25 protein-coding genes are annotated in these 22514 nt (G+C 43.3%); all 25 read left to right on the top strand.

Features of this window, described 5'->3' with window-relative positions; all coding sequences use genetic code 11:
* The first annotated feature begins 103 nt into the window (after positions 1–103).
* Positions 104–2416 carry a ribonuclease R gene (gene rnr / locus C7Y69_RS03015; protein ID WP_126871756.1) on the top strand — a complete coding sequence of 771 codons (2313 nt, stop codon included), beginning with the start codon at positions 104–106 and terminating at the stop codon, positions 2414–2416.
* Positions 2416–3153, top strand: a complete 738-nt coding sequence (rlmB, locus tag C7Y69_RS03020) for a 23S rRNA (guanosine(2251)-2'-O)-methyltransferase RlmB (protein WP_013786232.1) — start codon at positions 2416–2418, stop codon at positions 3151–3153. The genes rnr and rlmB overlap by 1 nt, the downstream gene beginning before the upstream one ends.
* Positions 3154–3675: 522 nt before the next feature.
* Positions 3676–5364, top strand: coding sequence for a S8 family serine peptidase (locus tag C7Y69_RS03025; protein WP_126871757.1), 1689 nt, complete (start codon positions 3676–3678; stop codon positions 5362–5364).
* Positions 5365–5594: 230 nt separating this feature from the next.
* Entirely contained in the window at positions 5595–6971 is a 1377-nt protein-coding gene (locus C7Y69_RS03030; RefSeq protein ID WP_126871758.1) for a DUF4397 domain-containing protein, read from the top strand.
* 143 nt (positions 6972–7114) lie between these two features.
* Positions 7115–9202, top strand: a complete 2088-nt coding sequence (locus C7Y69_RS03035; protein WP_126871759.1) for a PAS domain-containing hybrid sensor histidine kinase/response regulator — start codon at positions 7115–7117, stop codon at positions 9200–9202.
* Between the two features lie 345 nt (positions 9203–9547).
* Positions 9548–9916, top strand: coding sequence for a 50S ribosomal protein L14 (gene rplN / locus C7Y69_RS03040; RefSeq protein WP_013786228.1), 369 nt, complete (start codon positions 9548–9550; stop codon positions 9914–9916).
* A gap of 12 nt (positions 9917–9928) precedes the next feature.
* Complete coding sequence (gene rplX, locus C7Y69_RS03045) at positions 9929–10243, top strand: 50S ribosomal protein L24 (RefSeq protein ID WP_013786227.1); 315 nt, start codon at positions 9929–9931, stop codon at positions 10241–10243.
* A gap of 17 nt (positions 10244–10260) precedes the next feature.
* The gene (rplE, locus tag C7Y69_RS03050) at positions 10261–10800 is read left to right on the top strand and encodes a 50S ribosomal protein L5 (RefSeq protein WP_013786226.1); all 540 of its coding nucleotides are present in this window, start codon (positions 10261–10263) and stop codon (positions 10798–10800) included.
* An 11-nt stretch (positions 10801–10811) separates the two neighbouring features.
* Positions 10812–11117, top strand: coding sequence for a 30S ribosomal protein S14 (rpsN, locus tag C7Y69_RS03055; RefSeq protein ID WP_126871760.1), 306 nt, complete (start codon positions 10812–10814; stop codon positions 11115–11117).
* A 13-nt stretch (positions 11118–11130) separates the two neighbouring features.
* Positions 11131–11523: a 30S ribosomal protein S8 gene (gene rpsH, locus C7Y69_RS03060; protein ID WP_013786224.1), complete on the top strand. Its 393-nt coding sequence runs from the start codon at positions 11131–11133 to the stop codon at positions 11521–11523.
* A 13-nt stretch (positions 11524–11536) separates the two neighbouring features.
* On the top strand, positions 11537–12070 hold the full coding sequence (gene rplF / locus C7Y69_RS03065; RefSeq protein WP_057795824.1) for a 50S ribosomal protein L6: 534 nt from the start codon (positions 11537–11539) through the stop codon (positions 12068–12070).
* 12 nt (positions 12071–12082) lie between these two features.
* Complete coding sequence (gene rplR, locus C7Y69_RS03070) at positions 12083–12436, top strand: 50S ribosomal protein L18 (protein WP_041453128.1); 354 nt, start codon at positions 12083–12085, stop codon at positions 12434–12436.
* A 9-nt stretch (positions 12437–12445) separates the two neighbouring features.
* The gene (gene rpsE / locus C7Y69_RS03075; protein WP_013786221.1) at positions 12446–12946 is read left to right on the top strand and encodes a 30S ribosomal protein S5; all 501 of its coding nucleotides are present in this window, start codon (positions 12446–12448) and stop codon (positions 12944–12946) included.
* A 6-nt stretch (positions 12947–12952) separates the two neighbouring features.
* Positions 12953–13132, top strand: coding sequence for a 50S ribosomal protein L30 (rpmD, locus tag C7Y69_RS03080; protein WP_013786220.1), 180 nt, complete (start codon positions 12953–12955; stop codon positions 13130–13132).
* 3 nt (positions 13133–13135) lie between these two features.
* Entirely contained in the window at positions 13136–13570 is a 435-nt protein-coding gene (gene rplO, locus C7Y69_RS03085) for a 50S ribosomal protein L15 (protein ID WP_013786219.1), read from the top strand.
* 5 nt (positions 13571–13575) lie between these two features.
* On the top strand, positions 13576–14895 hold the full coding sequence (secY, locus tag C7Y69_RS03090) for a preprotein translocase subunit SecY (protein ID WP_013786218.1): 1320 nt from the start codon (positions 13576–13578) through the stop codon (positions 14893–14895).
* Between the two features lie 37 nt (positions 14896–14932).
* A complete protein-coding gene (rpmJ, locus tag C7Y69_RS03095) occupies positions 14933–15046 on the top strand; it encodes a 50S ribosomal protein L36 (RefSeq protein WP_013786217.1) in 114 nt (37 codons plus the stop codon).
* A gap of 174 nt (positions 15047–15220) precedes the next feature.
* Positions 15221–15577: a 30S ribosomal protein S13 gene (gene rpsM, locus C7Y69_RS03100; protein ID WP_013786216.1), complete on the top strand. Its 357-nt coding sequence runs from the start codon at positions 15221–15223 to the stop codon at positions 15575–15577.
* A 14-nt stretch (positions 15578–15591) separates the two neighbouring features.
* The gene (gene rpsK, locus C7Y69_RS03105) at positions 15592–15984 is read left to right on the top strand and encodes a 30S ribosomal protein S11 (protein ID WP_013786215.1); all 393 of its coding nucleotides are present in this window, start codon (positions 15592–15594) and stop codon (positions 15982–15984) included.
* 24 nt (positions 15985–16008) lie between these two features.
* Positions 16009–16629 carry a 30S ribosomal protein S4 gene (gene rpsD / locus C7Y69_RS03110; RefSeq protein WP_013786214.1) on the top strand — a complete coding sequence of 207 codons (621 nt, stop codon included), beginning with the start codon at positions 16009–16011 and terminating at the stop codon, positions 16627–16629.
* 19 nt (positions 16630–16648) lie between these two features.
* On the top strand, positions 16649–17638 hold the full coding sequence (locus C7Y69_RS03115) for a DNA-directed RNA polymerase subunit alpha (RefSeq protein WP_041452624.1): 990 nt from the start codon (positions 16649–16651) through the stop codon (positions 17636–17638).
* Positions 17639–17679: 41 nt separating this feature from the next.
* Positions 17680–18081, top strand: coding sequence for a 50S ribosomal protein L17 (rplQ, locus tag C7Y69_RS03120; RefSeq protein ID WP_013786212.1), 402 nt, complete (start codon positions 17680–17682; stop codon positions 18079–18081).
* Positions 18082–18279: 198 nt separating this feature from the next.
* A complete protein-coding gene (locus C7Y69_RS03125; protein WP_126871761.1) occupies positions 18280–19323 on the top strand; it encodes an HAD family hydrolase in 1044 nt (347 codons plus the stop codon).
* A 1-nt stretch (position 19324) separates the two neighbouring features.
* Positions 19325–21241 carry a rhamnan synthesis F family protein gene (locus C7Y69_RS03130; RefSeq protein WP_126871762.1) on the top strand — a complete coding sequence of 639 codons (1917 nt, stop codon included), beginning with the start codon at positions 19325–19327 and terminating at the stop codon, positions 21239–21241.
* Between the two features lie 22 nt (positions 21242–21263).
* Positions 21264–22496 carry a glycosyltransferase family 92 protein gene (locus C7Y69_RS03135; RefSeq protein ID WP_185864131.1) on the top strand — a complete coding sequence of 411 codons (1233 nt, stop codon included), beginning with the start codon at positions 21264–21266 and terminating at the stop codon, positions 22494–22496.
* The last annotated feature ends 18 nt before the right edge of the window (positions 22497–22514 follow it).

The raw sequence follows: 22514 nt of genomic DNA on the forward strand, positions 1-22514 counted from the left end.
TGTTATACTGTGCGTAAATCGAACGCTTTAAAATTGCTATGCGTAGAACATGGGCAACAGTGTTTGAAAAATGAATAAACTAACGAGGCGACAGAACAACTCTATGAGTGATGATCCGCATTATCAGCGCGAGAAAGAAAAGTACGAAAATCCGGTAGCAAGCCGGGAGTTTTTGATGAGTTTATTGAAAGAAGAAGACAGACCTATGTCTTTTCTTGAAATATGTACGGCAGTGAATGCCGAAGAAGAAGATGCTCGCATTGGCATTCAACGCCGCCTTCGCGCCATGGAGCGAGAAGGGCAAGTTCAGTTCACCCGTCAAAAGAAGTACATTCTTCAAGATCAAGATGAGTTGTTCCGCGGTAAAGTCATTGGCCACCGTGATGGCTTCGGCTTTTTACGCCCGGAAGATAAAAGCGGAGACCTGTTCATTAGTGCAGGCCAAATGAAACTGTTTTTGCATGACGATATTGTAGAAGCACGAGTAAGTGGCACTGACCGCCGCGGTCGTAAAGAAGCCTTTATTACGCAGGTGGTAGAGCCGCGTTCAGAGCCTATTGTTGGTCGCTACTTTGTAGAGCAAGGGTTTGGCATGGTTGTGCCAGATGACAGTCGTCTACAGTATGAAATTGTTATCCCTCCTGAACACGTACACGGCGCCCGTATGGGGCAAATAGTGGTGGTTGAGCTTACGCAGCGCCCACGTCGTAAAATGAGCCCAGTGGGTAAAATTGTTGAAGTACTAGGTGAACATATGGCGCCTGGTATGGAAATAGAGATGGCGCTTCGCACCTTTGATATTCCGCACCAATGGCCAAAAGGCGTTACCAAACAGGTTAAAAGCCTTACCGAGCAAGTGCCAGATGAAGCAAAAGAAGGGCGAATCGATTTACGTCAGCTTCCACTTGTTACCATAGACGGTGAAGACGCTCGCGATTTTGATGATGCCGTATATTGTGAACCGTTAGATGATGGTGGTTGGCAACTATGGGTAGCCATTGCCGATGTAAGTTACTACGTACGAAACGGCACAGCGTTAGACGATGAAGCCCAGCAGCGAGGCAACTCGGTGTATTTCCCTGAGCAAGTTATTCCTATGCTACCGGAAGTGCTGTCTAACGGCTTGTGTTCACTGAACCCAGAAGTTGATCGCTTGTGTATGGTGTGCGAGATGACGATTACCGCTCAAGGTAAGTTAGATACTTACCAATTCTATGAAGCCGTAATGAATTCTCACGCTCGTTTAACTTACACCAAGGTATGGCAAATACTGCAAGGCGACAAAGATCTTCATCAACGGTATGAAGCACAAGTGCCGCATTTGCGTCATCTTCACGATTTATATCGCTCGTTGAAAAAAGCGCGTCAGCACCGTGGTGCAATTGAGTTTGAAACCCAAGAAAGTAAGTTTGTATTTAACGCCCAGCGTAAAATTGAAAACATCGTGCCGCTTATCCGTAACGATGCCCACAAACTTATTGAAGAGTGCATGATTTTAGCTAACGTTAGTGCTGCACTAACACTGTCTGAAAATGAAGCGCCTACGCTATATCGTGTACACGATAAACCAGACGCCGATAGGCTCACAGCTTTCACCAGCTACTTAGCTGAAATAGGCGTGCCGCACAAAATTACCGATGAAGCCTTACCGGCAGATTTCACCGACGTGGTATTAAAAACCCGTGGTCGTCCTGACGAAGAGCTGATTCAAACCATGTTGCTTCGCTCAATGAAGCAGGCTATTTACGATGGCGATAACCTAGGTCACTTTGGCTTAGCCCTTGAAGCCTATGCGCACTTTACGTCGCCTATTCGTCGTTACCCAGACTTAGTGGTTCACCGCGCATTAAAAGGAGTTATTGCCAAGCAAAAAGGCAACAATACGGTTTCAGGTGCGAAGAATTACACGGTTGAAGAAATCGAACAGCTAGGCGAACAATGCTCGATGACCGAACGTCGTGCCGACGATGCAACCCGTGATGTTGCTGACTGGCTTAAATGTGAATTCATGCTTGACCATGTTGGCGATACCTTCGAAGGCGTAGTGAGCTCAGTGACAAACTTTGGCTTGTTTGTTCGCTTAACCGAATATCACATTGACGGCCTAGTGCACATTACCTCACTAGATGACGATTTCTATCACTACGACCAAGTTAAACAAATACTGGCGGGTGAGTCGGGTCATCGTCAATTTAGACTAGGCGATACTGTAGAAGTAAAAGTGGCTGCGGTTAACCTAGATGAAAGAAAGATTGATTTATTGCTGGATAAGTCTATGCTGCGCGGCCCCGGCGGCAAGAAGGTTAAAGTAGCCAGTGCGAAGAAGCCGCCTAGAAATGCTAAGCGAGGCCCTAAAAAGGGCGCGCCAAAAGGCAAAGGGGCACCATCGCGTTCGAAGAAAGGGGATAAGCGTTAATGGCACAGCAAGAATGGTTATATGGTTTACATGCAATGCAGTCGGTTTTAGAACAAGAACCAGAGCGTGTAATGGAAGTGATGGTATTAAAAGGCCGTAACGACGAGCGTTTGACTAATATTGTTAATCAAGCACGTCGATTTGGTATATCAGTACAGTTTTGTCAGCGTAAAGCACTAGACGACAAAGTTAACGGCGAACAGCACCAAGGCGTGGTCGCTAGAGCGAAACCCGCTCGTGTAATGGATGAAGCTGACTTAGATAGAATCTTAGACAAAGAAAGCAAGCCATTATTGCTTGTGCTTGACGGTATCACTGATCCGCATAATTTAGGCGCCTGTTTGCGTACCGCCGATGGCGCGGGTGTGCATGCAGTGGTAGTACCGAAAGATAAATCGGCCAGCCTTAACGGCACCGTGCGCAAAGTCGCGTGCGGAGCAGCGGAAGTTATCCCACTTATTCAAGTGACTAACTTGGCGCGTACGTTAAAGCACCTTCAAGATAAAGGTTTATGGATTGTGGGCACGGCGGGCGAAACCGACAAAACCCTCTACGATATAAAACTAGATGGCCCAACCGCACTAGTGATGGGCGCTGAAGGTAAAGGCATGCGCAGGCTTACCAAAGAGACCTGTGATGAATTAGTGAAGTTACCAATGGCAGGTAGTGTAAGTAGCTTAAATGTATCGGTTGCCACTGGTGTGTGCTTATACGAGATAGTGCGCCAACGTGGCTAACTAGCTTTTATTAAGTTGGTATATAACTATTAGCTACAAACTTATATTAGCTACAGACTGATTCGCAAAAGACAGAAGCCGTTAACGTATCCGTTAGCGGCTTTTTCGTTTCTGAAAAGCGTGAAATTAACAAGTGAATATTTAAGGTAATTTAAATTATAAATTAATATTTTCTTACAAATTGGCACTTTACATTCGAACCTCGCGCCATCTCTGCATTTACCAAAATTCCAACGCTACTTAAGCACAATTCAATCTACAACTTACGTATATATTTTCAACGTGAGGAACATTTCGTAATACTTAACTCATTGATTCTATGCTTAATAGTTAAATGGTGCGCATTTAATGTTTTACCCAATGCCACATCAAAAGGCAGGTGGGCCGTTTGCGAATTTGAGCATGGAGTGCTTTCGTAGGAAGTAGCGTTTGCCCTGAATGTCTATTAATAACAACGAAGTTTCAAAAGCGCTGTAAAGCGTTGAAACACGACAAGACAGATAACAGGAAATAAAAGTGAATATGAAACACACAAGTATATCAGCCATCGCCCTTGCAGTTTCTGTAGGGTTAGTAAGTCACGCTGCAACTGCAGCAATCACAAAAAACACGACAGCAACAAACACAACCAATGCACCAGTAAAAGTGGAAGAGCAAAAAGCATCGCTTCAATCTTTACTCGGTAAACGACTTGTTTTGAAAGGCGAGTCTGCACAAGAAGAACAGCGCTATATTATAAAATTCAAAGAAACATTAACGACAGATGTTATTAGCAATGCCAGTAGCAGCAAATCTGGCTCGGCTGAACTAGTTCAAGCCACAAAATCTATTGTGAAGCAACCTTTTGAAGTGCAATCAGCCCGCAGTGAAATACAGAAGGTGGGGGGAGAGGTTCGTAAAGAGCTTAGAAAGCATCGTATGATGGCGGCGTCTTTAAGCCGAAGTGCCCTCAATAAACTACGTAACAACGCAAATGTAGAAAGTATTGAAGTAGATGTAAAGCGCACACCTATGGCGCAAACCACGCCTTACGGTTACACCATGGTACAAGCTAATCAGCTTTCGCAAGCAGATACTACCGCTCGGCGTGTATGTGTTATCGACACGGGATACAACCTAGGGCATCCAGACTTACCTGGCACTAACAACGGAGTAACCGGTCAGGCGAATAATAGTGCCGTGGGGAATTGGTATAACGATGGCAATGGTCATGGTACGCATGTGGCGGGCACCATTGCCGCTTATGACAATAGCGAAGGGGTTGTTGGTGTTTACCCAGGCGTGAATTTGCATATCGTTAAGATATTCAATGACAGTGGTGATTGGACCTACGCCTCTGATCTTATTGATGCCATTTCACAGTGTCAAAGTGCCGGGGCTAACGTGGTTAACATGAGTTTAGGTGGCGGCAGCGCGTCTACAACCGAGCAAAACGCCATGCAAAGCTTTGCCGACGATGGCTTGTTGCTAGTAGCTGCGGCAGGTAATGCAGGTACGAGCGCGAAGTCATATCCTGCTTCGTACGATGCAGTCATGTCGGTTGCCGCTGTTGATTCAAATGAAAACAGAGCAAGCTACAGTCAGTACAATGACCAAGTTGAAATAGCCGCTCCGGGTAGTGCCGTTTATTCAACATACCCTACAGACACATATGCGTCTTTAAGTGGAACTTCAATGGCTACCCCTCACGTAGCAGGTGGCGCGGCCTTAGTATGGAGTTACTTCCCTCAGTGCTCAAACACGCAGATCCGAAATGCGTTAACATCAGCGGCTGAAGACAAGGGAGCAAATGGGCGAGACAACTTGTATGGTTTTGGCCTGATGCAACTTGAGGATGCCTACAGTTACCTGAATACCAATGGTTGCGGCGGCAGTGGCGGTTCAGATCCCGGTACTGACCCAACTGTTGAGCCGGTGTCAGGTCAACTTACCGGACTATCTGCATCACAAAGCAATTGGAATCGTTATACGTGGACTATTCCTGATGGTGTAACGACCATGACGGTACAAACGTCAGGTGGTAGTGGCGATGCCGATTTGTATATGAAATTTGGGTCACAGCCCGAAACCAGTGACTTTGATTGCCGTCCTTACGAGAATGGTAATAATGAAGTGTGTACGTTCCAAGCACCCGCTGCGGGTACCTGGCACATCGGAATTCGTGCTTACACAACTTACAGTGGCGTAACGTTATCGTATTCCTATGAATAGTTAACTTACAAATAAAATGCTCGCCCCTATTACCTTATAAACAGGTGATAGGGGCTTTTTTGTATAGAAAGACAAAATACTTTTGTAGTGAATTGTCAGCTTTGTAAAGGCTGCGTAAAGGTGTGAACTATAACAAGCTTTGTAGTGCCATACGGCAGTATAGTTCACGCCTTTCTGGGCAGTGTAACTCCCTTCAAAACAATCACGAATTTAGTAAGGACGTTCAGTATATGCAATTTCAATTTCCGGCTTGGTTACGAAACGTAGCTATCGGTCTGGTGGCAATTTCAGGGTTAGCTGCTTGTGGTGGCTCTGACAGCAGCTCCGATTACTCGTATGCTTATATACAATTCTATAATGCTTCGCCAAATGGTGCGAATGTAGAAATGCGAGAAGTCGATGGAGATAGCTTTGGCTCTGCGCAATATGGTGATACTACTGCGATGTACTCGATGGACAACGGTGAAATTGAACTTGAGTTCATTCGCACCGACTCAGATGACCAAGAAGTGCTTATCGATACTTACACGGTTAATCTTAAGAACGGTGACAAGCACCTTATCGTTATGAGTGGTGATTTTGATTCACCCATTATCAGCGAATACAGCTATACCCGTGAAACGCTAGAAGATCACTTCAGGTTATTCGCATTGTCTGTAACCATTGATGAAGGTTCTTACGACTTTTATTTAGCTGAGTCTGGCGACCCGTTTGAAGCGGCAAACTTCTTAGGTACGGTAACTGCATCAGAAATGATTGAGTTTGACTACTGGGATCCAGATGATGACAGCGACTACTTTGACGAAGATGAGTACACCATTTATTTAACCGAGCCAGGAAGTACTGAGGTTCTATTTGAATCACAGACACTAGACTTTGCTTACGAAACTGAATATCTGCTAACCATGCGTGATGTAAGTGGCGCAATTCAATCAGGTTTAGTTGTAGATACTATTTTGAATTCATCATCAGTGACGGCGCTAACCGATGTTGAAGCAGACTCACAGTACCGTATTTATAACTCGACAAATATAACCACTGCACTTGATGTGACTTTTGGCGGTAACACCGACGAAGAGGATGTTGCCTTTTCACTGGATGCAGGGGAATTATCTGAATTCACTGAAATTGGGTATGGCGATTACCGCGTAACAGTAACGGATACCTCTGGTGAAGCCGCAACGCTAAGCAATAAGCTTATCACTTTGAACCAAGGTGAAAGTAAAGCAATTCTAATCTACGAAAAAGCGGGCGCACTTGGCGCGGTAACATTCGTAGAAAGTGGACTGCCTCAAGCGTACGATAAAACAGTGAACTTCATTAACCTTGTCGAAGACTTTGATGATGTGGATTTCTATCTAGTTCGTAACGATGAAACTATCGATACCGCAGAATACGACCTACAAAATCTAGAGTTTGGCGAGACGGACAGTGAAGTATTACCGTCTGATTACTATGAAGTTATTGCCGTTTACGAAGATGATAACGAAGAACAAATTCTGCTAGATCGTACTGCCTTGTTCGGATTTAATGAAGAAGAGAACTATATTGTTACGGTAGAACCCGCAGATACCGCAACTGGCTATGAAATTAACATTTTGTATTAATCACTTATGTGAAAACTATACTAATTGCTAATGCCGGTATGCTTTAAATACCGAGAGTTTCAGTTACCTTTAGAAAAGACTATTACTTACCTGTAATAGTCTTTTTTGCCTTTAAGGCTTTTTAAAGGGGGGCTCAAATCCTCATGAGTGTAATTAAAGATCTTCACAAAATTACTACCGATGGCGGGCTATCCTTCAGTGAAAAAGTGGCTCGATTACTAGAAATTGGCACTGAGGTATTAGGCCTTGAAACTGGTATTGTTAGCTATGTGCATAACGGCACCTACACGGTGGTGCAGGCCATTTCACCGCTGAATGAAATTGTAAGCGGCGCTGAATTTCCATTATCTGATACTTATTGCGCTGACACCGTGAATGCAAATGGTATCGTGGCCTATAACGACATTGACGCAATGCCAGGCAATAGCCATCCGTGTTACGCCCTCTACACATTAAAAAGCTACTTAGCCACTCCTATACATGTAAATGCTGCCTTATATGGCACACTCAACTTCTCTTCCACTACGTCAAAGAGCGACAGTTTCACCGCTTTAGACTATGACTATTTACTGCTGCTTGCCGACTGGATAGGGGCAGAGGTGGCGCGTGAACAAGCGTTGAGCGAAATCATTTCTCAGAAAAATGCCTTAGAAGAACAAAACGCGCTTTTAAACCAGATTACTGAATTGGCGGGTGTTGGCACGTGGGAGCTTGATGTAGAAACAGGTGCACTCAAGTGGTCTGCGTCTTTGAAGCGCATGTTACAAATGAACGAAAAGCAAGACATCACCCCATCCCATGCACTTAACTTTATAGCGAATAAAAAAGTACGGAATGTTTACGAATCTAAAATGGAAGAAATTGCCATAAACGGCAATGATTGGGCTTACGAGTTCGAAGTTATTACCGATGGTGGTGAAAAACGGTGGTTGGAGAGTCGTGCACACCCCATTATGAAAAATGGAACCTGCCTTAAAATTATCGGTGCAACTCGAGATATAACTGAGCGATTTAACACCACCCAATCTTTGAAACAAAAAACCGCGATCGCAGAGCAAGCCCTTAAAGCGCGAAGTGAGTTTCTAGCAAACATGAGCCATGAAATACGAACCCCAATTCATGGTGTGCAAGGCATGCTCGAGACCCTTTGCAGTACATCGCTTAATGAAAAGCAAAAAGAGTATACCCATGTAGCTATGCGTAGCGCAGAATCCTTGCTCAATATTGTGAATGATATTTTAGATTTTTCAAAAATTGATTCAGGGCATATGACCTATGATGTTGAGCCTGTTAATTTAAAAGAGTTAATTGAGCAACAAATACCTATGTTTAGGCGTTTAGCCGATAAAAAAGGGATTGAATTTATCACCGAAACGGCGGCGGTTTCAGATACGTTATTTCTCGCTGATTCGTTAAGATTAAGTCAGATACTGATGAACCTTATGAACAACGCGGTGAAGTTCACTGATAAAGGTTCAATTAAAATTAGTACGCGATGTACCAAGTATGGTGCGGGGCGCTTTAGGGTTAAGCTAATTGTTACCGATACGGGGATTGGTATTAGTGATGAGCAGCAAAAAGTTATCTTTTCACCATTCCTTCAGGCCGAAGAGTCGACACAGCGACGCTTTGGCGGTACAGGTTTAGGCTTAGCCATTGTGAATAATATTGTTGAGCATTATGACGGCAACGTAGAAGTATCTAGCGCGATAGGGGAAGGGGCTCGATTCATCGTTACCATGACCCTCGATTGTGCAAATGCCGGTGTATTGAAAGAAAAAGCTATCGCAGCAAACAAGGTCACACCACTTTGCAAAAGAGTGCTGTCAGAATCGCGAGTGTTAGTGGTTGAAGATAACGAAATAAATCAGATAGTCATTAAAGAGCAATTAAAAGAAATTGGTGTGTCGGTAGAGCTCGCCAATAATGGTGCGTTAGGCCTCGCTAAGGTAACAAGTGCTATTGCGCGGAAAAAGCCATACGACCTTATCTTTATGGATTGCCACATGCCAGTGATGGACGGATTAGCTGCCACAAAAGAAATTAGAGCGCTAGGTGAAACCGTTCCTATCATTGCACTTACTGCCAACGCGCTGAGTGGCGAAAAGGAAAAGTGTTTACGAGCGGGAATGAATGACTTCATATCAAAACCTGTAGGCGTTTCGCGGTTAGGGGACTGTATTAACTTCCACTTGTCTTATAAACAGGAGAAGTTTAAAGATCCTGCTTGATAGCCAACTTTTGGCTATCTGCCCCGGCAATGCTGGGGCTTTTTTATGGATGTATTACGGGGGATATAAAATCACAAGACAAAATATAAAATCATGCGTATAATGTGCACCTGCTTCTGGCGCTATTCATGTCATGCGTCATGCGACCCCCTCGCATTTCAGAAACAATGTACTCAATTTCCCCATCGATTAAAAATAATCCAATTTAACGCTATCTCTAGCTCAAAATTTCTGTTATAGTTTCGCGCCCTTTTTATGGGGGTATGTATATAAATTCAACAATGTTTGTTGGGTTTAGCAGCAATAACGACTCGGCAGAGTCTCATAATAGAGCGGAGCACTAACATGATCCAAATGCAAACTAACCTGGACGTTGCAGACAACAGCGGCGCTCGCAGGGTTCAGTGTATTAAGGTTCTTGGTGGCTCGCATCGCCGTTATGCAGGTATCGGTGACATCATCAAAGTTACTGTGAAGGAAGCAATTCCTCGCGGTAAAGTTAAAAAAGGTGACGTACTGAATGCAGTGGTGGTGCGTACTAGAAAAGGCGTTCGTCGTGCAGATGGTTCATCCATTCGTTTTGACGGCAACGCAGCTGTTTTGCTTAACGCAAACAAGCAACCAATTGGTACGCGTATCTTTGGACCGGTAACCCGTGAGTTGAGAAGTGAAAACTTCATGAAAATCATCTCATTGGCCCCAGAGGTACTATAAGGAGTCACGATAATGGCTAATAAAATTCGTCGTGATGATGAAGTAGTCGTATTAGCGGGTAAAGACAAAGGCAAACAAGGCAAAGTCCTTAAAGTGCTTATTGCTGATAACCGTGTAATTATAGAAGGTGTTAATCTTATCAAGAAGCACACTAAGCCAAACCCACAATTGGGTGTAGCTGGTGGAATTGTTGAGAAAGAAGCTTCTATTCACGTTTCTAATGTTGCGATTGTTAACCCGGCAACGGGCAAAGCAGATCGCGTTGGTTTCCGTTTCGAAGATGAGAAGAAAGTTCGTTTCTTCAAATCTAACGGCGAACTTGTTTAATTATATTGGAGAGTACGATGGCGAAACTGCATGATTTCTATAAAGAAACAGTAGTAGCTGAACTTGCTAAGCAGTTCGGGTACAAAAGCGTCATGCAAGTCCCTCGGATTGAAAAAATCACTCTAAACATGGGTTTAGGTGAAGCAATTGCTGACAAGAAGGTGCTTGAAAATGCTCAAGCTGACATGGCGGCTATCGCCGGTCAGAAGCCGATTGTTACAGTTGCTAGAAGATCAGTAGCGGGCTTTAAAATCCGTGAAGGTTATCCGATTGGCTGTAAAGTAACCTTACGCGGCGAGCGTATGTGGGAATTCCTTGAGCGTTTGATTTCAATCGCTATCCCACGTGTTCGCGACTTCCGTGGTTTGAACCCTAAGTCATTCGACGGTCGTGGTAACTACAGCATGGGCGTGCGTGAGCAAATCATTTTCCCTGAAATCGATTTCGATAAAGTGGATAAAGTTCGTGGTATGGATATTACTATCACTACCAGTGCGGACTCAAATGAAGAAGCACGTGCTCTGCTGGACGCGTTCAACTTCCCATTTAAAAAGTAGGGTGTAGGGTTATGGCAAAAGAATCAATGAAGGCCCGTGAATTAAAGCGCGCTAAGCTAGTAGCTAAGTACGCAGAAAAACGTGCCGCACTTAAAGCGACTATCAGCGATGTTAACGTATCTGAAGAAGAGCGTTGGGACGCTGTTCTTAAGCTACAACAACTGCCACGTGACTCAAGTTCTTCACGTCAGCGTAATCGCTGCCGCGTAACTGGTCGTCCACATGGTTACCTTCGCAAATTCGGTCTTAGCCGTATCAAACTGCGTGAAGCAGCGATGCGCGGCGAAGTCCCTGGCCTTAAAAAAGCCAGCTGGTAAGGAGTAGCTGATAATGAGCATGCAAGATCCTATCGCGGATATGTTTACCCGCATCCGTAACGGCCAAATGGCAGAGAAAGTTTCTGTAGTTATGCCTTCTTCTAAACTTCGCGTAGCAATTTGTGAAGTATTAAAGTCTGAAGGTTATATTACTGACTTCGCTGCATCTGGTGACGTTAAGCCTGTTTTAGAAGTTACGCTTAAGTACTTCGAAGGCAAGCAAGTAATTGACACTATTGAGCGTGTAAGCCGCCCAGGTCTGCGAATCTATAAGAAAAAAGATGAGCTTCCTAAAGTAATGGGTGGATTGGGTGTCGCGATCGTGTCGACTTCTAAAGGTGTGATGACTGACCGTGCAGCGCGTAACGCTGGCATGGGCGGTGAGATCATCGGTTATGTAGCATAACGGAGGAGTTGAAATGTCACGAGTAGCAAAAGCCCCAGTAGACTTGGTTTCAGGTGTAGATATTTCTATCGCTGGCCAAGAAATTACCGCAAAAGGTAGTAAAGGCACTTTGACCCGCGTTTTTAACGACGCTGTAGAAGTTGTACAAGAAGAAAACCAACTGAAAGCACTTCCTCGTGAAGGTTTCGCTGACAGCTGGGCGCAAGCAGGTACTGCTCGCTCTCTTCTTAACGCAATGGTTCAAGGTGTTTCACAAGGTTTTGAGAAAAAGCTTCAGTTAAATGGTGTTGGTTACCGTGCGCAAGCACAAGGTAGCAAACTAAACCTGACGCTTGGTTTCTCTCACCCAGTAGTATACGAGATGCCTGAAGGCATTACCGTTGAAACGCCTACGCAAACTGAAATCGTCGTGAAAGGCGCCGATAAGCAGGTTGTAGGACAGGTTGCGGCGAACATTCGCGCTTACCGTCCACCAGAGCCTTACAAAGGCAAAGGTGTACGTTACGCTGACGAACATGTACGTCGTAAAGAAGCTAAGAAAAAGTAGGTGGGTGATACGATGGATAAGAAAACAGCTCGCATTCGTCGCGCTACACGCGCACGAGCAAAAATTCGTGAACTGGCCGCGCATCGCTTGGTAATTAACCGTACACCTCGCCACATCTATGCTCAGTTAATCGCTCCTAGCGGTTCTGAAGTATTAGCAGCGGCTTCTACTGTAGATAAAGAACTTGCAAAAGATCTTAAGTCAACAGGTAACGCTGAAGCAGCGGCGATAGTCGGTAAAGCAATTGCAGAACGCGCTAAAGAGAAAGGCATTGAAAAAGTGGCTTTCGATCGTAGTGGTTTTAAATACCACGGTCGCGTTAAGGCATTAGCTGATGCAGCTCGCGAAGCTGGCCTTCAGTTCTAGGAGTTTATAATGGCTAAACAAGAAGTTCAGAACGGTGAACTATTAGAGAAATTGATTGCTGTTAACCGCGTATCTAAAGTGGTTAAAGGTGGTCGTATCTTTAGTTTTACTGCATTGACAGTAGTGGGTGACGGTAATGGTCGCGTAGGTTTTGGTTACGGTAAAGCACGTGAAGTGCCTGCTGCAATCCAGAAAGCTATGGAAAAGGCACGTCGCAACATGGTTGACGTTGACCTTAACGGCCACACGTTACAGCACCCAATTAAAGGTCGTCACTCTGGCTCTAAAGTCTACATGCAACCAGCATCAGAAGGTACCGGTATCATCGCCGGCGGTGCAATGCGTGCAGTACTTGAAGTAGCTGGTGTACAGAACGTACTTTCAAAATGTTACGGTTCTACGAACCCAATCAACGTTGTTCGTGCAACAATCAACGCGCTGACAGAGATGAATTCTCCAGCGAAAGTTGCTGCGAAACGTGGATTGTCTGTATCAGAAATTTTGGGGTAATCAGACATGGCAACGATTAAAGTAAAGCAAACTAAAAGTGCGATTGGCCGTCTGCCAAAGCACAGAGCTACGCTTAAAGGTTTAGGCCTTCGTAAAATCAACCATGTTCGTGAACTGGAAGATACGCCAAGTGTACGCGGCATGATTCACCGTGTTAATTACATGGTCGAAATAGTCGAGGAGTAAGTTATGCGTTTAAATACTATTGCTCCTGCTCCAGGAGCTAAACATTCTGGTAAGCGTACTGGTCGTGGTATCGGTTCAGGTCTAGGTAAAACAGGTGGCGCAGGTCACAAAGGTCAAAAAAGCCGTTCAGGTGGCCGTGTTAAGCCAGGATTTGAAGGTGGTCAGATGCCACTTCAGCGTCGTCTTCCGAAATTCGGTTTCACATCACGTAAGAGCTTCGTTACTGACGAAGTAACTCTTGCAGAAATCGCAAAGGTTGATGGTGATACAGCATCTCTAGAAACTTTAAAAGCAGCTGGTCTTGTGAAAAAAGAGATCCAGTTCGTTAAAGTTATCAAGAGCGGTGAAGTATCACGCGCTGTTACAGTAAGCGGTTTAAAGGTTACTAAAGGCGCTAAAGAAGCGATTGAAGCTGCTGGCGGTAAAGTAGAGGAATAAGCTAGATGGCTAAACCAGGATTGGATTCAGGCGCGAAAAGCGGCTTGAGTGAGCTTAAAGCAAGATTGTTGTTCGTACTCGGTGCGATTGTTGTATTCAGATTAGGTTCTTACGTTCCTATTCCGGGCATCGATCCAGCTGTACTTGCTGACTTGTTCGAGCAACAGAAAGGTACCATTGTAGAAATGTTTAACATGTTCTCCGGTGGTGCGCTTGAGCGTGCATCCGTTCTGGCTTTGGGCATCATGCCATACATTACTGCATCAATTATAATGCAGTTGCTCTCGGTGGTTCATCCACCGATGATAGAGCTTAAAAAAGAAGGCGAAGCAGGTCGTCGTAAAATTAGTCAGTACACACGTTATCTAACGTTGGTATTGGCTATCTTCCAATCAATTGGAATATCGACGGGTCTGCCTAACCTAATTAATGGACTGGTATTGAACCCTGGCTTCGGATTCTACTTTACGGCAGTAGTGAGCTTGGTCACAGGAACGATGTTCCTAATGTGGTTAGGTGAGCAAATTACTGAACGAGGTATCGGTAACGGTATTTCTATATTGATATTTGCTGGTATTGTTGCCGGTCTACCAACAGCGATAGGTCAGACGGCAGAACAAGCAAGACAAGGCGACATTAACCTGTTGTTCTTGTTGTTGATGGCTGTGATTGTTATTGCGCTTACATACCTTGTGGTATTTGTAGAGCGCGGACAGCGCAGAATTGTGGTAAACTATGCAAAGCGTCAGCAAGGCCGTCAGGTTTTTGCCGCGCAAAGCACGCATTTACCACTGAAAGTCAACATGGCTGGTGTTATTCCACCCATCTTTGCTTCCAGCATCATTTTGTTTCCGGGTACTATCGCAGGATGGTTCGGACAGAATGAATCTACGGCGTGGTTGCAGGACGTAGCACTTATGCTATCTCCAGGTCAGCCCCTGTATGTGATGTTATACGCAACAGCGATAATCTTCTTCTGCTTCTTCTACACGGCGTTGGTTTTCAACCCGCGTGAAACAGCGGATAACTTGAAGAAGTCTGGTGCGTTTGTACCAGGTATCCGTCCTGGTGAACAAACATCACGTTATATCGATAAGGTAATGACTCGTCTGACTCTGGCAGGCGCGCTGTACATAACCTTTATTTGTTTGGTGCCTGAATTCATGCTAATTGCCTGGAATGTTCCGTTCTACTTCGGTGGTACGTCGCTTCTAATTATTGTGGTGGTTATCATGGACTTTATGGCACAGGTGCAGACACATTTGATGAGTAGTCAATATGAGTCTGTTCTGAAGAAAGCTAATCTTAAAGGCTACGGCCGTTAAGTTAGCCCCTTAATTTATAAGATAGGGGAGTGATGTAATGAAAGTTCGTGCATCAGTTAAAAAGATTTGCCGTAACTGTAAAGTTATCAAACGCAACGGTGTTGTGCGCGTAATTTGTACAGAGCCGAAGCATAAGCAAAGGCAAGGTTAATCTACGCGGTACTGAATACTCGCAAAGCCAATAAGCAGGGCCTGACTTATACTTATCAGGTTCTGCTGGTTTTGTTTAAAGTGTTCAGAACCTAAATATTTGCAATTTAGTTGACGGGTAAGTATCCTATCGGGCTTTTTAGGTCGTCAACAATAAATTAGAGGAGTGCTGTTAATGGCCCGTATCGCTGGCATTAACATTCCTGAGCACAAGCATGCTGTAATCGCTATCCAAGCGATCTATGGCGTTGGTCCTACACGTGCTAAAAGCATTTGTGTAGGTGCTGGTGTTGCAGAAGATACAAAGATCAAAGAGCTAGACGAAGCGACTATTGATAAGCTTCGTGACGAAGTGGCTAAATTTACCGTTGAAGGTGATTTACGCCGTGAAGTCTCTATGAGCATCAAACGTTTGATGGACCTGGGTTGCTTCCGTGGTATTCGCCACCGTCGTAGCTTGCCTCTACGTGGTCAGCGCACTAAAACAAATGCGCGTACCCGTAAAGGTCCTCGTAAGCCAATTAAGAAGTAAACGGGGAATAAGTTATGGCTAAAGCACCAGCTCGTAGTACGCGTAAGCGCGCTAAACGTCAGGTTGCAGACGGTATGGCTCATATCCATGCGTCTTTCAACAACACAATTGTGACTATTACAGACCGTCAAGGCAATGCATTAGCATGGGCGACATCTGGTGGTTCAGGTTTCCGTGGTTCACGTAAATCGACCCCATTTGCTGCACAGGTTGCTGCAGAGCGTGCAGGTGTTGCTGCACAAGAATACGGTCTTAAAAACCTAGAAGTGTTTGTAAAAGGTCCAGGTCCAGGCCGTGAGTCTGCGATCCGTGCTCTTAACGCTACTGGTTATAAGATCACAAATATTACCGATGTGACACCAATTCCTCACAACGGTTGTCGTCCACCGAAAAAACGTCGCGTTTAATCGACGGACAGTTGGAGAAAGATCATGGCAAGATATTTGGGTCCAAAACTCAAACTTAGCCGTCGCGAAGGAACTGATTTGTTCCTTAAGAGCGGCGTTCGCGCAATCGATTCTAAATGTAAAATCGATACAGCGCCTGGTCAGCATGGAGCCCGTCGTGGCCGTTTGTCTGACTACGGTGTTCAGCTGCGTGAAAAACAAAAAGTTCGTCGTATGTATGGCGTTCTTGAAAAGCAATTCCGTAACTACTATAAAGAAGCTGCACGTCTAAAAGGGAACACAGGTGAAAACTTGTTACAACTTTTAGAAAAGCGTCTTGATAACGTAGTTTATCGTATGGGATTTGCTAGCACACGTGCAGAAGCACGTCAGCTAGTTAGCCACAAGGCGATCATGGTAAATGGTCAAGTTGTGAACATTCCATCATTCAACGTTTCTGCCGAAGACGTGGTTTCTGTTCGTGAAAAAGCTAAGAAGCAAGCTCGTATCGTAGCTGCTTTGGAACTGGCTGACCAACGCGAGAAGCCAACTTGGATTGAAGTAGACAGCACTAAAATGGAAGGTACTTTTAAGCGCCTACCAGAAAGAACTGATTTGTCTGCGGAAATTAACGAACAGTTGATCGTTGAACTTTACTCTAAGTAAAGCTAACTAAAGAGGAAGCATTGTGGGTTCTGTGACTGAATTCCTTAAACCGAGATTAGTTGAGATCGAAAACGTTTCTCCTACTCGTGCCAAAGTAACTTTGGAACCACTAGAGCGCGGCTTTGGCCACACTCTAGGTAACGCCCTACGTCGTATCTTGTTGTCATCCATGCCAGGATGCGCAGTTACTGAAGTAGAAATTGATGGCGTTCTTCACGAGTACAGCACCAAAGAAGGTGTGCAAGAAGACGTAATTGAAATCTTGCTAAATCTTAAAGGTTTAGCGGTTCGCCTTGAAGGTAAAACTGAGGCAACCCTAACTCTAGTGAAATCTGGCGCTGGCCCTGTTGTTGCTGGTGACATTCAGCATGATGGCGACGTAGAAATTGTTAACCCTGACCACTTAGTTTGTACTTTAACTGGCGAAGCTGAAATCAGCATGCGTATTAAAGTAGAAATGGGTCGCGGTTATGTACCAGCTTCTACCCGTCGCTCCTCTGAAGAAGATGATCGTCCAATTGGTCGTTTGTTAGTTGATGCTTCATACAGCCCAGTAGAGCGTATAGCTTATAGTGTAGAGTCTGCCCGTGTTGAACAACGCACAGACCTAGACAAATTGATTATCGATATGGAAACGAACGGTACTTTAGATCCTGAAGAAGCGATCCGCCGTTCTGCGACTATCCTAGCTGAACAGCTTGATGCATTCGTAGATTTACGTGATGTGTCTGAGCCAGAAGCGAAAGAAGAGAAGCCGGAATTTGATCCGATTCTACTTCGCCCAGTTGATGACCTAGAGCTAACTGTACGTTCTGCTAACTGTTTAAAAGCAGAAGCTATCCAGTACATTGGTGACCTGGTTCAGCGTACTGAGGTTGAGCTACTTAAAACGCCAAACCTTGGTAAAAAATCGCTAACTGAAATCAAAGATGTTCTAGCATCACGTGGACTTTCTCTAGGTATGCGCCTAGAAAACTGGCCGCCTGAGAGCATCGCTGAAAAAGATTAATCAGGTTTTTAATAAACTGATTTGTAGAGAAGGATAAAACTATGCGCCATCGTAAGAGTGGTCGTCAGTTGAATCGCAACAGCAGCCATCGTCAAGCTATGTTCAAGAACATGGCCGGCTCTTTGGTCAAGCACGAAGTGATCAAAACGACGTTACCAAAAGCGAAAGAATTACGTCGCGTTATTGAGCCTCTTATCACTATGGCTAAGCAAGACAGCGTTGCAAACCGCCGTTTAGCTTTCGCCCGCACTGGTGATAAAGAAGTTGTTGGTAAACTATTCAACGAGCTTGGTCCTCGTTACGAAGCTCGCCCAGGCGGATACACTCGCATTCTTAAATGCGGACTCCGTGCTGGCGACAATGCCCCTATGGCATACGTTGAACTAGTAGACCGTCCAGTTGTTGAAGCTGAAGAAGAAGCAGTAGAAGCAACTGAAGAGTAATAAATACTCTTAATTCTGAGTTATCAGAATTATTAAAAAACCCGGCTTAGGCCGGGTTTTTTGTTTTTAGTACATTTCTTTTATTAAATAGAGACGAATAAGAGACGAGTAAGAGTTGAAAATGTTATTATGAAACAGCTCTTTTTAATATAAATAGGGCGAAAGGAAGCGATTAAGACAAAGAGATGAATCTGCAGCATGCTTAAAAATACTTCACTGAAAGAGTTTGGATATAATTTTCTGGGCCCTATTTTATCTGTTTATACCTCAAAATTAGTTGATAAACTGAAACCCATACCAGGTAAAACTAAAGTGTTTCACCTAGCTAGGGAAGGTTATGCATTAAAACAGGCGTTTAATATCGTTGATGAAAACAACACTTCTTCAGACTATCTCTACGTTTCTCGAACCTTTCTGTTTAGGATTACGTTGGATATAGAAAGTAGTTGGTCAATAAGTGTTAAGCATAGTTTCGATGGTTTGCTCGGAGAGTTTTTTAAATCTCGATATGCGTTCACATCAGAGCAAACTGAAGCGATATTATTAGGTTATGATAAAAGCTCAAAGATTAAACTGCCGCGAGACTATACGAAAGTCGTAGAAATCCTCAATGAAAAAAAGAGTGTTATCAGTGACATTGTTTCTACAACTCGTAGCATTTATCAAAACTATTTGTCATCAATAGGTTTCACTGACATAGAAATTACGCCGGTTGTTACCGATGTTGGCTATTCGGGTACGATTCAAAAGCTTCTTGCCTTGATAACCAAGCGTGAAATATACGGTGTCTATATGATCACTACTGCTTCCGGTGAAATAGATATCGATGGTTATACAGTTTCCATAGATCATGTATACAAGACAAATGTGAACATGGGGGGAGGGTATATGATGCTAGACCGCTCTATGTTTCTTGAGTCACTTCTAACGGCCCCAAATGGTCAATTTGTAGATATCCTCTTAGATAAAAATAGTAATAAATATCACTTTTGTTTTGGTAAAAGAACATATACACAAGAGAATTTTACAGATCTTGAGATGTTGCTATCAGGTGCACTAGAGTGCGTTTTTGATTGTCACGTCAATAACATTCAATATTCAATAGAAGAAGTTGAAACTATATTTAACGCCCATGTCACACAACGTAACCTTTTACCTCGTGCCTCATGGCCGTTGTTTGAATTAGATGATGCAATCTCTGGGCAAGGTAATTTGAATCCATTAGATTTCTTTGGGTTATAGAATGCGAAATAAACTAAGAAAAATTGTACGACGTGCTCAACAATCATTTGAAATGACAACTCGTCCAAAGGTTGCAAAGGCTTTTAAAAGAGCCGTCGCTGAGGGGTTATTCGATGTGGAGTGGTATCAAGAACACTATGGTACTTTTCCGCATCCGTTAGCAGCATTTAATGACTATAACGAAAAATCTAAATCTTCTAACATAAATCCGTCTGCACATTTCGATACCGAATTTTACTTACGCAGTAATGTAGATATTTACCTAGGTGGAGTTGAGCCTTTAACACACTATATGTACCACGGTAGATATGAACACAGAGCCTCTTCAGGTGTGATTAATCGGTGGTTACCATCTACCCAGTTGCTTGCTAAAGAAACGGGTAGCTGGAAGCAACAGAAAATAGCTATTGTTTTACACATTTTTTACCCTGACTTTGTTGAGAAGTTTGCAGCTTCTCTTAAGCGTTTCCCAACTGAAGTAGATGTGTTTGTTACAGCCGCTACTGAATCAATAAAAACTAGCTCTTTAAAAACGTTCAATGAGCTTCAAAATGTAAAAAAAGTGAAAGCAGTTTTATGTGAAAACCGTGGACGAAATTTTGGCCCTTTTCTAGTTAACTTCAGTAAAGAACTACTAGATTACGATTTAATGTGCCACTTGCATTCGAAAAAATCCTTGTACAGTGGACGAGAACAAACCCAATGGTTCGATTATCAGAATAATTACTTATTGAACGATAAGCATGTTGTGAAATCAGTTTTGCGCTTATTTGACGAACAAAAAGAGCTAGGAATCTATTACCCAACATCGTTTTGGATGATGCCAGCATGGGTAAACCATTGGACATGCAATAAAGGTTTTGCTGAAGGCTTTGTTAACAAATGGGGCATAGATATAAGTGATAATTTCTTAAATTACCCAGTTGGGGGAATGTTTTGGGCTAGACCTCAAGCCTTGGCGCCATTGTTGAACGAAAATTATACCTACAGTGATTTTCCAGAAGAGCTTCTTCCCAATGACGGTAGTTGGCTACATGCCCTAGAGCGAACATTAGGTTTGTTAGCTGAAAAGCAAGGCTACCAACAGTTTTTTTACTATCCACCTCAAGGCAAATTTACCACTGATAAATCATATATATCGTCAAGTTACTACAAGTCGCCTGAAGGATTGCAGTCGGATATACAAAATTTTGAGATCGTTTCGTTTGATATTTTTGACACGGTATTGAGAAGAGAATTTTCTGAACCCGATTACGCGAAATTTAAATTAGGTAAGGAGCTAGTAGTAGCAGGCTACTTTGTGTCTGAGTTGGATTTCATAACACAGAGAAATAACGCTGAGCTAGCGTGCAGAAAACAACGAAACTTCGAAGGTGATGTAAATATCTATGAAGCTTATGAAAAATTATCTGAGATATTAGACTTGGACAAAACGCTGACAGAAGATTGGGCTAATAGAGAATTTCATTTTGATTTATCAATGGCGTTACCAAAAGAAGAAATGGTCAAGATAGTCCAAGAGCTTTATGCAATGGGCAGAGAAATCTGGTTTGTTACCGACATCTACTACACCAAAGAGCAAATTGCCACCATGTTACGAAAGATAGGTATTGCGGTACCGTATAAATTATTCGTAAGTTCTGATTTACGAAAGAGAAAAGATGCAGGCACTATGTGGACCTTCATTAAGGGGTTAGTAGATGAATCTAAGAAAAGTTACATCCACGTTGGTGACAATGTTCGCTCTGATGCACAAATTTGCGGAGACTTTGGTCTGCAAAATGTACACATACTAAACCCCATGGATAAATGGGCAATCGCCGGATTTGAAACGCCCCTTCTTAACAATGAGAAGAGTATTCTCAAGTGGGGAAAACAAATTTCAAACTTTGGACGGTATCCGTTTTTCGGGGAATAGCACAAAAATATCTGGATATAGAATGATTAACGCAAGTTTTCTCAGTAAAGTTGGAAAGAGCAGTGGGCGCTCGGCCGATGATATACGCGTAAAACTAGTAGCTATAGCAAAAGACGAAGGCGCTTATTTTACTCAATGGGTACATCATCACTTATTTTTTGGCTTTGATGATATCGAAATATTTATCAATCGTACAACAGACAACTCTTCTGAAGTATTAGATGATATTTCGCGCTCATATCCAAGTGTGACTTGGGATAGCGCTGACTGGGTAGATATGTGCCCAGAAGAAGCAAAGAAGCAAATCCAGTTTGTTGTTTATAATAAAGTTTGGCATGAAGCTAAAAAAGACAATGAATTTACTCATATTATTTTTCTAGATATTGACGAATATTGGATCCCAAGACACTTTAATATATCGATAAAACAATTTTTGGCAGATTTTTCCGATGATGATGTCATATCGTTCGAGTGGTTGAATGACATGGGGACTTTGCCAAAACTATCACATGTACCCAGAACAATATCTGGGAATTTGTCTCCATTAGTCAAAACGATTTATCCGCTGCATGCACCTGTTAAGGAATTACGCCACCACGTGCCGCTTTTTTCAAAAAAAGTAGCTCATTTATTGGCTAATAAAGTAGATTTTCGACCAAGACCATCTCTTATTCAGGCCGTCTCTCCAGAGCTGCAAAGCTTGAAGGATGCCTTTATCTATCATCGAGCACACCGTTCAGCTGAAGAATATGTATCTCTATTACTGAGAGGCAGGCCTGGAGATGCTTTTCCTTATAAGACGAACAGATATGGTTTGCCTGTAAAAGATGATATGCATAGAGAGATAGAGTTGCCGCTAGATGCATTTTTAAAGTACGAACAAAGTTATGTGAATTTTGAAAGGAAAACTAATTACTTCAATCATAAACTATCAGCAGAATCATTTGTCGAAGAGCGCTACAAGGCTTCTTTAGCTAATTTAGCGAAGCATTCATTGGCGAACTATCCATTAATGATGCAGATGTTTAGGGGAGTAAAGCTACCAGAAGTTACAAAAACCTTTAAAGATGTCCGCAAAAATTTAATTAGTTTCAGGCCAGACGATTTCCGTTTTATCCGAGATTTAGCAATTGATGCTGCTTCTCAAAATATTGATGAAGCTATCGAATTGATGGAACAAGCTAGAGAGTTAAATCCTACTGGCTCCATTATTCTAAAAAAGCTTGATGAGTTTAGAGCATTAAAAGGCCAGTAATATTAAGCTGAATTGAAG

It is taken from the genome of Alteromonas sp. KS69, from assembly GCF_003989595.1.
GTDB classification, from domain to species: Bacteria; Pseudomonadota; Gammaproteobacteria; order Enterobacterales; family Alteromonadaceae; genus Alteromonas; species Alteromonas naphthalenivorans.

What these genes read in the sequence shown, in the direction of transcription:
- rnr (WP_126871756.1), top strand. Translation starts at nt 104, where the DNA reads ATGAGTGATGATCCGCATTATCAGCGCGAGAAAGAAAAGTACGAAAAT.
- rlmB (WP_013786232.1), top strand. Translation starts at nt 2,416, where the DNA reads ATGGCACAGCAAGAATGGTTATATGGTTTACATGCAATGCAGTCGGTT.
- C7Y69_RS03025 (WP_126871757.1), top strand. Translation starts at nt 3,676, where the DNA reads ATGAAACACACAAGTATATCAGCCATCGCCCTTGCAGTTTCTGTAGGG.
- C7Y69_RS03030 (WP_126871758.1), top strand. Translation starts at nt 5,595, where the DNA reads ATGCAATTTCAATTTCCGGCTTGGTTACGAAACGTAGCTATCGGTCTG.
- C7Y69_RS03035 (WP_126871759.1), top strand. Translation starts at nt 7,115, where the DNA reads ATGAGTGTAATTAAAGATCTTCACAAAATTACTACCGATGGCGGGCTA.
- rplN (WP_013786228.1), top strand. Translation starts at nt 9,548, where the DNA reads ATGATCCAAATGCAAACTAACCTGGACGTTGCAGACAACAGCGGCGCT.
- rplX (WP_013786227.1), top strand. Translation starts at nt 9,929, where the DNA reads ATGGCTAATAAAATTCGTCGTGATGATGAAGTAGTCGTATTAGCGGGT.
- rplE (WP_013786226.1), top strand. Translation starts at nt 10,261, where the DNA reads ATGGCGAAACTGCATGATTTCTATAAAGAAACAGTAGTAGCTGAACTT.
- rpsN (WP_126871760.1), top strand. Translation starts at nt 10,812, where the DNA reads ATGGCAAAAGAATCAATGAAGGCCCGTGAATTAAAGCGCGCTAAGCTA.
- rpsH (WP_013786224.1), top strand. Translation starts at nt 11,131, where the DNA reads ATGAGCATGCAAGATCCTATCGCGGATATGTTTACCCGCATCCGTAAC.
- rplF (WP_057795824.1), top strand. Translation starts at nt 11,537, where the DNA reads ATGTCACGAGTAGCAAAAGCCCCAGTAGACTTGGTTTCAGGTGTAGAT.
- rplR (WP_041453128.1), top strand. Translation starts at nt 12,083, where the DNA reads ATGGATAAGAAAACAGCTCGCATTCGTCGCGCTACACGCGCACGAGCA.
- rpsE (WP_013786221.1), top strand. Translation starts at nt 12,446, where the DNA reads ATGGCTAAACAAGAAGTTCAGAACGGTGAACTATTAGAGAAATTGATT.
- rpmD (WP_013786220.1), top strand. Translation starts at nt 12,953, where the DNA reads ATGGCAACGATTAAAGTAAAGCAAACTAAAAGTGCGATTGGCCGTCTG.
- rplO (WP_013786219.1), top strand. Translation starts at nt 13,136, where the DNA reads ATGCGTTTAAATACTATTGCTCCTGCTCCAGGAGCTAAACATTCTGGT.
- secY (WP_013786218.1), top strand. Translation starts at nt 13,576, where the DNA reads ATGGCTAAACCAGGATTGGATTCAGGCGCGAAAAGCGGCTTGAGTGAG.
- rpmJ (WP_013786217.1), top strand. Translation starts at nt 14,933, where the DNA reads ATGAAAGTTCGTGCATCAGTTAAAAAGATTTGCCGTAACTGTAAAGTT.
- rpsM (WP_013786216.1), top strand. Translation starts at nt 15,221, where the DNA reads ATGGCCCGTATCGCTGGCATTAACATTCCTGAGCACAAGCATGCTGTA.
- rpsK (WP_013786215.1), top strand. Translation starts at nt 15,592, where the DNA reads ATGGCTAAAGCACCAGCTCGTAGTACGCGTAAGCGCGCTAAACGTCAG.
- rpsD (WP_013786214.1), top strand. Translation starts at nt 16,009, where the DNA reads ATGGCAAGATATTTGGGTCCAAAACTCAAACTTAGCCGTCGCGAAGGA.
- rplQ (WP_013786212.1), top strand. Translation starts at nt 17,680, where the DNA reads ATGCGCCATCGTAAGAGTGGTCGTCAGTTGAATCGCAACAGCAGCCAT.
- C7Y69_RS03125 (WP_126871761.1), top strand. Translation starts at nt 18,280, where the DNA reads ATGCTTAAAAATACTTCACTGAAAGAGTTTGGATATAATTTTCTGGGC.
- C7Y69_RS03130 (WP_126871762.1), top strand. Translation starts at nt 19,325, where the DNA reads ATGCGAAATAAACTAAGAAAAATTGTACGACGTGCTCAACAATCATTT.
- C7Y69_RS03135 (WP_185864131.1), top strand. Translation starts at nt 21,264, where the DNA reads ATGATTAACGCAAGTTTTCTCAGTAAAGTTGGAAAGAGCAGTGGGCGC.